Origin of the sequence: Lentzea flava (assembly GCF_014648475.1) — a bacterium.
In the GTDB taxonomy this organism is placed as follows: Bacteria; Actinomycetota; Actinomycetes; order Mycobacteriales; family Pseudonocardiaceae; genus Lentzea; species Lentzea flava.
Window position 1 is genome coordinate 51,726 of the sequence record NZ_BMRE01000015.1, and the last position, 11,532, is coordinate 63,257.

At 68.3% G+C, this 11,532-nt stretch carries 11 protein-coding genes, 1 tRNA gene and 1 pseudogene; 7 read left to right on the top strand and 6 right to left on the bottom strand.

The annotated features are described in order from the left end of the window. Positions 1–7 precede the first annotated feature (7 nt). Positions 8–1,684: an energy-dependent translational throttle protein EttA gene (gene ettA, locus IEZ09_RS19110; RefSeq protein WP_189255082.1), complete on the bottom strand. Its 1,677-nt coding sequence runs from the start codon at positions 1,682–1,684 to the stop codon at positions 8–10. Positions 1,685–1,949: 265 nt separating this feature from the next. Continuing rightward, entirely contained in the window at positions 1,950–2,345 is a 396-nt protein-coding gene (ssb, locus tag IEZ09_RS19115) for a single-stranded DNA-binding protein (protein WP_189255083.1), read from the bottom strand. Between the two features lie 256 nt (positions 2,346–2,601). Here ssb and IEZ09_RS19120 point away from each other — a divergent pair, with 256 nt between their 5' ends. Genes IEZ09_RS19120 through IEZ09_RS19130 form a run of 3 tightly spaced genes read left to right on the top strand, consistent with a single transcriptional unit; the run spans position 2,602 to position 4,934 of the window. Then, complete coding sequence (locus tag IEZ09_RS19120; protein WP_189255084.1) at positions 2,602–3,207, top strand: TetR/AcrR family transcriptional regulator; 606 nt, start codon at positions 2,602–2,604, stop codon at positions 3,205–3,207. After that, positions 3,204–4,127, top strand: a complete 924-nt coding sequence (locus IEZ09_RS19125; protein ID WP_189255085.1) for an ATP-binding cassette domain-containing protein — start codon at positions 3,204–3,206, stop codon at positions 4,125–4,127. The genes IEZ09_RS19120 and IEZ09_RS19125 overlap by 4 nt, the downstream gene beginning before the upstream one ends. 9 nt (positions 4,128–4,136) lie before the next feature. Further along, positions 4,137–4,934 (top strand): ABC transporter permease, encoded by a 798-nt coding sequence (locus IEZ09_RS19130; RefSeq protein WP_189255086.1) that lies wholly within the window; start codon positions 4,137–4,139, stop codon positions 4,932–4,934. Here IEZ09_RS19130 and IEZ09_RS19135 read toward each other — a convergent pair. Next, complete coding sequence (locus tag IEZ09_RS19135; protein ID WP_189255087.1) at positions 4,931–6,862, bottom strand: bifunctional copper resistance protein CopD/cytochrome c oxidase assembly protein; 1,932 nt, start codon at positions 6,860–6,862, stop codon at positions 4,931–4,933. The two genes, IEZ09_RS19130 and IEZ09_RS19135, sit on opposite strands and share 4 nt — an antisense overlap. A gap of 38 nt (positions 6,863–6,900) precedes the next feature. After that, positions 6,901–8,064, bottom strand: coding sequence for an MFS transporter (locus IEZ09_RS19140; RefSeq protein WP_189255088.1), 1,164 nt, complete (start codon positions 8,062–8,064; stop codon positions 6,901–6,903). A 64-nt stretch (positions 8,065–8,128) separates the two neighbouring features. On the opposite strand from IEZ09_RS19140, the gene IEZ09_RS19145 reads away from it, so the two are divergent. Next, positions 8,129–9,217 carry a LacI family DNA-binding transcriptional regulator gene (locus tag IEZ09_RS19145; RefSeq protein ID WP_370467728.1) on the top strand — a complete coding sequence of 363 codons (1,089 nt, stop codon included), beginning with the start codon at positions 8,129–8,131 and terminating at the stop codon, positions 9,215–9,217. A gap of 128 nt (positions 9,218–9,345) precedes the next feature. Next, a tRNA-Arg gene (locus tag IEZ09_RS19150) sits at positions 9,346–9,418 on the top strand. Positions 9,419–9,453: 35 nt separating this feature from the next. On the opposite strand, the gene IEZ09_RS19155 is transcribed toward IEZ09_RS19150, so the two are convergent. After that, entirely contained in the window at positions 9,454–9,849 is a 396-nt protein-coding gene (locus IEZ09_RS19155) for a LacI family DNA-binding transcriptional regulator (RefSeq protein ID WP_229812709.1), read from the bottom strand. A 328-nt stretch (positions 9,850–10,177) separates the two neighbouring features. On the opposite strand from IEZ09_RS19155, the pseudogene IEZ09_RS47890 reads away from it, so the two are divergent. Further along, a pseudogene (locus IEZ09_RS47890) lies at positions 10,178–10,372 on the top strand (ferric reductase-like transmembrane domain-containing protein); the annotation flags it as partial. Positions 10,373–10,433: 61 nt separating this feature from the next. Beyond that, the gene (locus tag IEZ09_RS46525; RefSeq protein WP_229812710.1) at positions 10,434–10,667 is read left to right on the top strand and encodes a ferredoxin reductase domain-containing protein; all 234 of its coding nucleotides are present in this window, start codon (positions 10,434–10,436) and stop codon (positions 10,665–10,667) included. A gap of 20 nt (positions 10,668–10,687) precedes the next feature. Here the strand turns inward: IEZ09_RS46525 and IEZ09_RS19165 are convergent, their stop codons facing one another. Beyond that, entirely contained in the window at positions 10,688–11,485 is a 798-nt protein-coding gene (locus IEZ09_RS19165) for an NmrA family NAD(P)-binding protein (protein ID WP_189255091.1), read from the bottom strand. Between the last annotated feature and the right edge of the window lie 47 nt (positions 11,486–11,532).

An 11,532-nucleotide genomic window follows, 5' to 3' on the forward strand; every position in this document is an offset into this window, starting at 1 on the left:
TGCCCTCTCAGTCCCGTGTCAGCTTGCGGTACGTAACACGGTGCGGACGGGCCGCTTCGGCACCCAGACGCTCGATCTTGTTCTTCTCGTAACCTTCGAAGTTGCCCTCGAACCAGTACCACTGCGACGGGTTCTCGTCCGTGCCCTCCCACGCGAGGATGTGCGTGGCGACGCGGTCGAGGAACCACCGGTCGTGGGAGATCACGACGGCGCAGCCGGGGAACTGCTCGAGAGCGTTCTCCAGCGAGCCCAGGGTCTCGACGTCGAGGTCGTTCGTCGGCTCGTCCAGCAGGATCAGGTTTCCACCCTGCTTGAGCGTGAGCGCGAGGTTGAGGCGGTTGCGCTCACCACCGGACAGCACGCCGGAGGGCTTCTGCTGGTCCGGGCCCTTGAAGCCGAACGCGCTGACGTACGCGCGGGACGGCATCTCGACGTTGCCGACGTGGATGTAGTCGAGCCCGTCGGACACGACCTCCCACACGTTCTTCTTCGGGTCGATGCCCGCGCGGTTCTGGTCGACGTACGAGAGCTTGACCGTCTCACCGATCTTGACGGTGCCTGCGTCCGGCTGCTCGAGACCCACGATGGTCTTGAACAGCGTGGTCTTGCCGACGCCGTTCGGGCCGATGACGCCCACGATGCCGTTGCGCGGCAACGAGAACGACAGGCCGTCGATCAGCACGCGGTCGCCGAAGCCCTTCTTCAGGTTGTCGACCTCGACCACGACGTTGCCCAGACGCGGGCCCGGCGGGATCTGGATCTCCTCGAAGTCGAGCTTGCGGGTCTTCTCCGCCTCGGCCGCCATCTCCTCGTAGCGACCCAGACGGGCCTTGGACTTGGCCTGGCGGGCCTTGGCACCCGACCGGACCCACTCCAGCTCGTCCTTGAGGCGCTTCTGCAGCTTCTGGTCCTTCTTGCCCTGGACCGCGAGACGCTCGGCCTTCTTCTCCAGGTAGGTGGAGTAGTTGCCCTCGTACGGGTGGGCACGGCCGCGGTCGAGCTCGAGGATCCACTCGGCCAGGTTGTCCAGGAAGTACCGGTCGTGGGTGACGGCGAGGACCGCGCCGGGGTACTGCGCGAGGTGCTGCTCCAGCCACAGGACGCTCTCCGCGTCCAGGTGGTTGGTGGGCTCGTCGAGCAGCAGCAGGTCGGGCTTGCTCAGCAGCAGCTTGCACAGCGCGACGCGGCGGCGCTCACCACCGGAGAGCTTGGTGACGTCGGCGTCCGGCGGCGGGCAGCGCAGGGCGTCCATCGCCTGCTCCAGCTGGGAGTCGAGGTCCCACGCGTTCGCGTGGTCGAGCTCCTCCTGGAGCTTGCCCATCTCCTCCATCAGCTCGTCGGAGTAGTCGGTCGCCATCAGCTCGGCGATCTCGTTGAAGCGGTCGAGCTTCACCTTGATCTCGCCCAGGCCCTCCTGGACGTTGCCGAGAACGGTCTTCTCCTCGTTGAGCGGCGGCTCCTGCTGGAGGATGCCCACGGTGTAACCGGGGGACAGGTAGGCCTCACCGTTGCCAGGTGTGTCCAACCCCGCCATGATCTTGAGCACGCTCGACTTGCCGGCGCCGTTGGGACCGACCACACCGATCTTCGCGCCGGGGTAGAACATGATCGTGACGTCATCGAGGATGACCTTGTCACCGTGCGCCTTGCGCACCTTTTTCATGGTGTAGATGAACTCGGCCATGGCGGCGATCGTAGAGCGGTGTCCGGAGGCCACTGACCTCGGTCGCCGACAAGCAGCCGTTCGCCCCCGGATCGAGCGTCACGCGGGTCGGTGACCAGCCCGTTCCGTTCGAACGTGAACAACTGTCGGCGATCGGTCCTCATCGGCCCCGATCTACGAGCTTCCCTCCTTCTCGGATCGCAGTGCGTACATCTTCTCCGGCGGCGCTGCCGGAGAAGGCGGGATCGGGGAACTCCCACGCGCGGTTGCCCCGAAGGGCGCAAGATCAAAACGGCACGGGTTCCTCGGCGAGATCATCGCTCACCCGCGGTTCAACGACGGGAGCGGAGCCGAGTGACTGCACACGGCTCAAATCCAGCCCGACGTGCAGCGCGTCCAGGTTGAACGTCGTCTTCTTCACGTCGTCCTTCTCGTAGGTCCGCATCCGCAGCTTGCCCTGGACGATCACGGGATCACCTTTGGACAGCGCGGTCTTCACGCTGTCGGCGAGCTTGCGCCAGCAGGAGACGCCGAGCCAGAGCGACTCGCCGTCCTCCCAGTCGCCGATCGAGGTGTTGTACCGGCGCTCGGTCGAGTTGATGCGGAAGAACGCGTTGGTCCTGCCGTCCTCGCCGTACCGGTAGGAGATCTCACTCGCCACCTGACCAACGACGGTGACCACCGTGGAATTCCAGGACATCGGGTTCTTGCCTCCAGGGTTGTGGGGTTGCTGGTCCAGGTTGCTCCTGGAGGGCGGGGTGGGAGCCGGGTGGACGGGGATCTGTGGATTACTCGCGGGTTGTGGACAGGTAGGGATCTTGAGCGGCCTCGGACCGCGGAATTGTCGGGGCGGTGTGCTAGTGCGGCGCTCGACCCGAGCGAATGAGTGAGCGCCCACTCATTGACATGAGTGAGTGCCCACTCATACAGTGGTGGACGTGTCAGAGGAACCGCGCCGCCGCCGCGCCCCCGCGATGAGCCCGGAAGATCGCCGCGAGGCGATCGTCCAGGCAACGCTGCCGCTCGTCGTGAAAGCCGGTGCGAACGTCACCACCAGCCAGATCGCCGCCGCCGCCGGAATCGCGGAAGGCACGGTGTTCCGCGTCTTCAAGGACAAGGCGGAGCTGCTCGACGCGTGCGTTCAACGAGCGCTGCGCTCAGACGAGGAGGTCGCTCTCCTCGAGGCGATCCCGGCGGACGTGCCGTTGGAGGAACGGTTGACCTCGGGAGTCGCCACGTTCAGCGGCTACCTCGACCGCATGTGGGGCCTCATCGGCACGTTGCGGGAGACCGGCTACCAACCGCACGACGAGGAACACAAGAAGCACAAGGGACCGCCGATCGGCATGCAGCAACTGACCAAGGCGGTCGCCGGCCTGTTCGGCGACGCTGAGCTGCGCGTCGGCCACGACCTCGCCGCGCGGATGCTGCTCGGCGCCGTCTTCACGAACCGCATGGGCGCGGGCTTCGGCGAGACCACCGCCGAACCCGACGCCATCGTCGAACTTTTCCTGCACGGCGCACTCAAGGGGGAGACAAGATGAGTGAGCTCATGATCGAAGCCGCCGACGTGAGCAAGAAGTTCGGTGACGTGCACGCCCTCGACGGCGTGAGCGTCACCGCGAAGAAGGGCTCCGTTCTCGGCCTCCTCGGCCACAACGGCGCCGGCAAGACCACGCTGGTCAACATCCTCACGACGATGCTGCCGCTGTCCAGTGGCAGCGCGCGCGTCGCCGGGTTCGACGTCGCGAAGCAGGGCCACGAGGTCCGCAGCCGCATCGGCCTGACCGGCCAGTTCGCCGCCGTCGACGAACAGCTGAGCGGCCACGACAACCTCGTGCTGATCGCCCGCCTGCTGGGCGCCAGCCGCAGGCAAGCCCACCAGCGCGCGGACGACCTGCTCGAGCAGTTCGACCTCACCGACGCCGCCAAGCGCAACGCCAAGACCTACTCCGGCGGCATGCGGCGCCGGCTCGACCTGGCCGCGTCCCTGGTCGGCCGCCCTGAGGTGTTGTTCCTGGACGAGCCGACCACGGGCCTCGACCCGGCCAGCCGCATGGCGATGTGGGAGATCGTCGAGAAGCTCGTCGCCGACGGCACCACCGTGCTGCTCACGACGCAGTACCTCGACGAGGCCGACCGGCTCGCCGACACGATCACCGTGCTGTCCCACGGCAAGGTCGTCGCGTCCGGCACGTCGGCCGAGCTCAAGGCCCAGGTCGGCCAGCGCACGGTGACCGTCACGCTCGACTCGGCGTCCGAAGTGGACACCGCGCTGAAGGCGATCAACGCGGTGGGCCTCCACCCCGTCGCCGAAGGCCTCACGCTCACCACGCCCGTCAGCGCGTCACGCGACCTCGCGACGGTCGTGCGCGCGTTGGACGACAACGGCTTGGAGGCGCACGAAATCGGCCTCGCCGAGCCCACGCTGGACGACGTCTACCTCACTCTCGCCGCGAACTAGGGGGACATCATGGCGACCTTGACCTGGCACGGCAGCAGCTACCCGACACAGGTTCTCGTGCTGACCGGCCGTTCACTCAGAGCGTTGTTGCGCACGCCCGCACTCGTCTTCTTCAGCGTGCTGCAGCCGTTGATCATGCTGACGCTGTTCAGCCAGATCTTCGGCAGCATCACGTCGACGGCGAACTTCCCGCCGGGCATGACCTACATCAACTACCTGCTGCCCGCGATCCTCGTGAACACCGCGATGCAGTCCTCTCTCGCTTCCGGCATCGGACTCGTGCAGGACATGTCCAACGGTGTGCTCGCACGGTTCCGTTCGCTGCCCATCAGGCCGAGCACGGTTCTGTTGGCGCGCAACCTGTCCGACGCCGTCCGCACCGGGTTCCAGCTCGTGCTGATGATCGCGTTCGGCGTGCTGGTCTTCGGTTTCCGGCCCGACGGCGGCATGCTCGGCACCCTCGCGGCGCTGGGCCTCGCGCTGGTCGTCGGATGGGCGCTGAGCTGGGTGTTCATCGCGATCGCTGCGTGGGTGCGCAAGGCCGAGCTGATGCAGACCGTCGGCTTCCTGGCGATGTTCCCGCTCATGTTCGCGTCCAGCGCGTTCGTGCCGGTCAACGGCCTTCCTGGCTGGCTGCAGGCGATCGCGAAGGTCAACCCGCTGACCTACGCGGTCGACGCCGCCCGCAGCCTGGCGCTGGCCCACCCCGTCACCGGAGTGGCCGGCGCGCTGGTCACGAGCGGCGCGATCGCGGCGGTCGGCGCGTTCTTCGCGATCCGCGGCTTCCGCCGGCCGCTGTCGATCTAGTCCTTCCCCGCCATCTTCCTGAGCATCGCGTTGTAGGCCTCGAGGTCGGCGTCGCCATCGGCGTCGGCCTTGCGGTCCAGCCGCTTCGCCTCCCGGCTGTCCTGCCGCGCCCACTGCGCGAGCAGGGCGACCATTACCACGAGCAACGGGATCTCCCCCGCCGCCCACGCGATGCCGCCGCCGAGTCGCTGGTCCTCCAGCAGGTTCTGCACCCACGGCAACGACAGGCCGCGGTAGAACTGCTCACCGATGACGGTCTGCGAACTCATCAGCACGACGCCAAAGAACGCGTGGAACGGGATCGACGCGAACAAGAGCCCCAACCGTCCGAGCGGCGGCAGCTTGTTCGGTGCCGGGTCCACGCCGATCACGGGCCAGTAGAAGACGTAACCGGCCAGGATGAAGTGGGCGTTCATCGCGAGGTGCGCCCAGTGGAACGGCAGCGCGGCCTCGAACAGCCCCGAGAAGTACAGCGCGTAGAAGGACCCGACGAACAATCCCAGCGCCACAAAGGGGTTCGTCAACAAGCGCGCCAGCGGTGAGTGCACGAACGCCAGCACCCACTCTCGCGGCCCAGGAACCTCCTTGTTGACCGGCAACGCGCGCAACGCCAGCGTGACCGGCCCACCCAGGACGAACAGGATCGGCGTCAGCATGGACAGCACCATGTGCGCTTCCATGTGGACGCTGAACATCGCCGGCGAGTACCGGCCCATGCCCGACGACGTGGCGAACAAGAGAGAGAAGCACCCGCACAGCCACGCGACCGTGCGTCCGACCGGCCACTTGTCACCGCGCTTGGTGAGCCGTCGCACGCCCAGCACGTAGAACAGCGCGAGGGCCAGCGCCGCAGTGCCGTAGATCAGGTCGAAGCGCCAGTCGAACAGGATGCGCGCCAGCGTCGGCGGCCCGTCGAGGTCGTAGCCGATGGCGATCTCCGTGCGGCTGGGCAGTTCGACACTGCCGCCGGGCGGAGGCGTGCGGGCCAGCGCCACGGCCAGGCCGATCGTGAACATCATCAGCAGGACCTCGAGCCCCGCCAGCTTGAGCAGCGCGTGCGGCTTCCCGTCGACGACGCCCTTCACACCGCGCTCGCGCTGGAAGTACCCGAACACGCCGAGCAGCAGCAGACACGCGACCTTGCCGAGCGTCAGCCAGCCGTACGTCGATGTCACGAGGTCGGCCGGTGTGACGCGCACGAGCGCGTTCACTACGCCCGAGACGGCCATGACGATCCAGCAGACCAGCGCCACCTTCGAGAACCGCGTCGCGGCGAGGGGAAGGTGCGCTCCGCCACGCCTGCCGTGCGCGAGCAACACGATCAGACCGCCCACCCACAGCACCGCGGCGATGAGGTGGAACAAGAGACTGTTCGTGGCCATGTCGTGCGAGCCACCCGACGACGAGTGTCCGGTGACCGCGACCGGCACCAGCGCGAAGATCGCCAGGAGCAGCAGGACCGTCGTCCACCCCCACGACAGCACGAGACGGCAGCCCAGTGCGAGCAAGCTCACGATGATCGCCGTCAGCAGCCACGCCTTCGACTGCTCCAGCAACATCGCCGTCGCGATCATCTGGCTGAAGGTGAACGAACTCACGGGCCGGTCGATCGCCGCCGCAGTGTTGAACGGCACGGAGAGCACCGCGCCGACCAGCCACACGAGCGCGAACCACCCGGCGGTGCGCATCGCGGCGTAACCGTCCGCTGCGAGAGTGCCGGACTTCTGCGGTGGCACGAGAAACGCCGCCAACAGCAACGAGCCGATGGTCACCACCGCGCCTGTCTCCGTCAGCACGCGCACGATCAGCAGCCCTGCCGGAGGGTTGGGCGAGAGCGCGCTCAACGCGACGGCGACGAGAGCCGCCACCGCGAAGCCGATGACGACGAGGGGCACCAATCCCGTTCTGGTGGAGCGTTCGATTGCCACGTCCTGGAGCCTACGACCCTCCGGCGCGGCGGCGTCGCTCACACGGATGCCGGCTGCCTCGCAGCCCGCCTGGCCAGCCAGGTCGCCGGGATGATCAGGGCCGTGACCAGCGCCACGAACCCCAGCGACACCACGAGAGAACTCACGTGCGCGAGCCCGCCCACGATCGGCGGCCCGGCGAGGAACCCCGTGTAGGCGATCGTCGTCACCAGACCCAGCTCGCGTTCACCGCCGCTGCCGTCCGCGCGTTTGCCCGTGTCGCTCGCGAGGTCCATGACCACGGGGAACGAGAACGCGAGCCCCAGCCCGGCCAGGCCGAACCCGAGGTAGCCCGCCGCGGGGAACGGCACCACGACGGCCAGCGCCAGACCCGTTGCCGCGAGCCCACCACCCGTGGCGAGAAGGCGATGCGGGCCGAGCGTGCGTTGGATCGGTTCGCCGAACCACCGTGCGAGCGCCATCGCCATGGAGAACCCCGCATACGCGTATGCACCCGCCGCGTCACCCATGCCGCGCTCACGAACCATGAACAACGCAGACCAGTCCGCCGCCGCACCTTCCGCGATGGCACTGCACAGCGCGACGCTCGCCAACAGCCAGAGAACTGGGCTCTTGAGCACGTTCGTGCGTTCGGTGGCCTCTGCCCTATGACGCTCCCCCACTCCTCCGGGAATTCTCTTGGCGATGAGCGCCGTGACGATGAGCCCCACCAACGCCGCGAGGAGGAAGTGCTTCATGGGCGACCAGTGCGCCTGAGCGGCGGCGGCGCTGCCCAACGACCCGATGAGGCCGCCGAAGCTGAATCCCGCGTGGAACTGCGGCATCAACGGCCGTTGCAGATCACGGACGACGACGACCGCCGCAACGTTCATCGACACGTCCATCGCCGCCACGCTCGCCCCCAGTGCGATGAGGATCAGTCCGAACTGCACTGGCGACTGCGAAAGCGCGAGCACGGGCAGAAGGAGCGGACTGAGGAGGCTGCTCGCCAACAGGACGTTGCGCGACCCGTGCACCGCGCAGATCCGTGCCGCGATCGGCGCCGTGACGGCCAGCCCGGCACTCGCCCCGAGCAACGCGAGGCCGAGGCTGCCGGGTTCGGCACCGATCTGCTCGGCGAGCGCGGGCACGCGGGCGGCCCAGGTGCCGAAGACGGCGCCGTTCAACAGGAAGACGACGAACGTGGCCAGACGTGGGGACATGCGTTCCAGCATGACTGAAGCGCTTCAGTCCCGCCACTCATCAGTGTCGGACCTCTCGCCTACGATGCTGTTCGTGGACTCCGATCGCCGACGAAGGCCGACGCTGGACACCGTCGCCGCCGCGGTCGGGGTCTCCAGGGCAACGGTGTCGAACGCGTACAACCGCCCCGACCAGCTCTCGTCGTCGTTGCGCGAACGCATCCTCGAGACGGCACGCTCTCTGGGCTATGCGGGCCCCGACCCCGTCGCCCGCTCCCTGGCCACACGGTCGTCAGCGGCCGTGGGTTTCATGCTGCCGCAGGGCCTGTCCGGCGCGTTCTCGGATCCGGCGCTGTCGATCGTGCTCGACGGCCTGGCCTCGACCGTCGACGGCCACGACCACAGCCTCGTCCTGATGCCCGGCGACGCCACGGGCGGTCCACGTCCCTCGATCGTGGCGCGCGCACAGGCGGACGTGATGGTCGCGTACTCACTCCCGGACTCCGCCCCGGCACTGGACGCGGTGGCCGCCAGAGGCCTCCCCCTGGTCGTGATCGACCAGCCGGTACTGCCGGGTTCGGCGCGGGTCGAGGTGCAGGACTACCTGGGCGCGACGCTCGCCGCGTCGTTCCTGCTCGAACTCGGCCACACCTCGTTCGGCGTGCTGATGTTCTCGCTGCACCCGGACGGAGTATCCGGCCCGGCATCCGTCGAGCGCCGTTCGGCCGTGTCGTTCCGCGTGAGCCGCGACCGCCTGGGCGGCTACCTCGACACTTTGGAAAAAGCCGGGGTGAAACCGGACAATGTTCCGGTGTGGGAGGCGCGCGGCAGTGATCGCGAGCTCGGACGTCTCGGCGCGCGGTGGTTGCTCACCCGCACGCCACGCCCGAGCGCTCTGCTGTGCGCGTCGGACCAACTCGCCTTCGGCGCCCTTCAGGCAGCCCGCGACCTCGGCTTGACCGTGCCGCGGGACGTTTCCGTCGTCGGCTTCGACGACGTCCCCGAAGCGGCCTACAGCGACCCGCCGCTGACTACCGTGCGTCAACCCCTGGCCGAAAAGGGCCGACGCGCGGGCGAGCTGGCGCTGAAGTTACTGGCCGGAGGCAGACCGCCGCGGCCCACGAGACTCGACGTTTCACTCGCGCAGAGAGACTCGACGGCCCCTCGGACGTGATACGCGTCACGTTTAGACCGTTTTCGTCACCCGTTCGGCGGTAAGGCGGAAACGGTCGATCGACTTCGGACGATGTGTCCGGTGGGGGCAGCGGCGACCACACATCGTGGCCGTCTCGGTCTCCTCAAGCCTCCGTAGCTCAGTGGAGAGAGCGAGGGACTTCTAATCCCGAGGTCGCAGGTTCGAATCCTGCCGGGGGCGCTCCACGACGAAGGCCCCTGACCTGCACCGACAGGTCAGGGGCCTTCTTCTGTACTGGTCGACCGGCGAGGCAGCAGCACCGGCTGCACGACTCGGCGCCGGTTCACCCCGGCGCGGCCGTTGACGAGAGCGATCAGCAGGTCGACCGCCTCATCGCCGACCCGGTCCGGGCGGAGCAGGAGGCGCACGGCCGCGTCGTGGTCGGGGTCCACCCACGCGTCGTCCCAGCGCGGGTCGGGTGGGCGGCCGTCGCTCATCATCGGGATGCCGCGCTCGTGTGCTGCTAGGCCGAGCACTCCGGTGCCGGTTGGGGCATAGCCGAATTCGCGGACGGCGGCGATCACGCGTTGCCTGGTTGCTTCGGAGAGGCGGCCAGTGCCGTTGAGCGCGTTCGACACCGTGGCCGTGGACGCCCCGGCTAGTGCGGCCACTGCCCCGAGCGTGGGACGCCGCCAGACACCCGTGCTCTTCAATGCCCATCCCGGCCAGCTTGTGGTTAAGGCGTTAATCACGCACCGTACCGGCGACAGCGGCCGGAACGGTCGCCGGTGTCATGTGGACGAAGGAGTGGCCGTGGAGGCGAGGATTTCTCAGGTGCGGCAACGCGCCGTACCTCCGGTTGTTGCGGCGCGGTGGGCGTTGTGGGCGTTCGTCATCGTCAACCTGGCGGTCGTCGAGGTCCTGTTCCTCACTGCAGGGACCGGCAAGAACGGGGTGCTCACGGTCGCCAGGTTCTTCGGCATGCACGCCGCTGTGCTGATGGTGTTCCAGCTGCTGCTGGTGGCTCGGCTGCCGTGGCTCGACCGGCGGATCGGCATGGACCGGCTGACGGTGTGGCACCGGTGGCTCGGCTTCACCTTGCTGTGGACCGTTCTCACCCACGCCGTGCTGGTGGTGCTGGGCTACGCGACGCTCGACGACGCGTCGATGGGCAGGACGTTCCTCGCGCTGGCCGGAGTGCCCGCGTCGCTGCTCGGGATGTGCGCCGCGCTGATCATCGTCGTGGTCGCGGCGGGTGCGAGCGCTGGTCGCGGACCTGGGTGGGCAGCTGCACCTGCTCACCGGCCGCACGGCCGACGGCGCGTCGCCGTTCGAGCCGGACAACCTCCGCGTCCTGGTGCCGGACATCGCCGAACGCGACGTGTACGTCTGCGGGCCGCCCGGGATGACTTCGGCTGTGCTCAGCGCGCTGCGGAAGCTGAAGGTTCCCGGCCGGCAGGTGCACTCCGAGCGGTTCGGCCTGGCCTGACGCGGCTCGCTGCCCCGGCGTTAGCGCCAGGTGGTGGCCACGTAGGTGTCGAAGCTCGTGGCCGGGCGGCCCAGCAGGCGGGGGACGTCGTCGGTCGGGGTGGCCAGCAGGCCCTGGCGCATGCCCTCGAACATCGCGTTCAGCTCATCGGCCTCGTGTTCGGGGACGCCGTGGGAGAGCAGGAGTTCGCGGTATTCGGCCGGGGTCAGCTTCACCAGTTCGGCCGTTGGAGAGATCTTGTTCAGGGCCGCGGTGAAGGTGATGGCTTCGGGGCCGGTCAGGTTGTAGGTCCGGCCGTCGTGGTCGCCGGATGACAGCAGGGCCAGTGCGGCCACTTCGGCGATGTCCTGGACGTCCACGAACGGTTCCGGGGTGTCGTCGACCGGGAGGGAGAGGCGGCCTGCGCGGACCTCGGCTTCCCAGACGTCCTCGGAGAAGTTCTGGTTGAAGTTGTTGGCGCGCAGGATGGTCCACGGCAGGTCGGTGGCGCGGACTGCCCGTTCGGCCGCGAGCATGCCCTGGAAGAACTGGTCGGGGATCTCGTCGAGGCCTCGGCCGGAGAGCAGGACGAGGCGGACGCCTTCTGCTTGGGCGAGGTGGACGAACGGGGTGGCCGCGGCCGGGTCGGGCGGGGCGATCACGTAGGCCGCGGTGACGCCGTGGAGGGCTGGGTGCCAGGTGGACTCTTCGGACCAGTCGAAGCGGACCGCGCTGGTGCGGGAGGCCGGGCGGACCTTCGCGCCGGACTCCTCGAGGGTGCGGACCACGCGGCGGCCCGTCTTGCCGGTTGCGCCCAGGACCAGGATCTCGTGTGACATGAGTTCAGCCAACGGCACGGCACTCGGATGGGCCATGCGTGAGAGTT

What these genes read in the sequence shown, in the direction of transcription:
- IEZ09_RS19165 (WP_189255091.1), bottom strand. Translation starts at nt 11,485, where the DNA reads ATGTCACACGAGATCCTGGTCCTGGGCGCAACCGGCAAGACGGGCCGC.
- IEZ09_RS19140 (WP_189255088.1), bottom strand. Translation starts at nt 8,064, where the DNA reads ATGTCCCCACGTCTGGCCACGTTCGTCGTCTTCCTGTTGAACGGCGCC.
- ettA (WP_189255082.1), bottom strand. Translation starts at nt 1,684, where the DNA reads ATGGCCGAGTTCATCTACACCATGAAAAAGGTGCGCAAGGCGCACGGT.
- IEZ09_RS19125 (WP_189255085.1), top strand. Translation starts at nt 3,204, where the DNA reads ATGAGTGAGCTCATGATCGAAGCCGCCGACGTGAGCAAGAAGTTCGGT.
- IEZ09_RS19145 (WP_370467728.1), top strand. Translation starts at nt 8,129, where the DNA reads ATGCTGTTCGTGGACTCCGATCGCCGACGAAGGCCGACGCTGGACACC.
- IEZ09_RS19130 (WP_189255086.1), top strand. Translation starts at nt 4,137, where the DNA reads ATGGCGACCTTGACCTGGCACGGCAGCAGCTACCCGACACAGGTTCTC.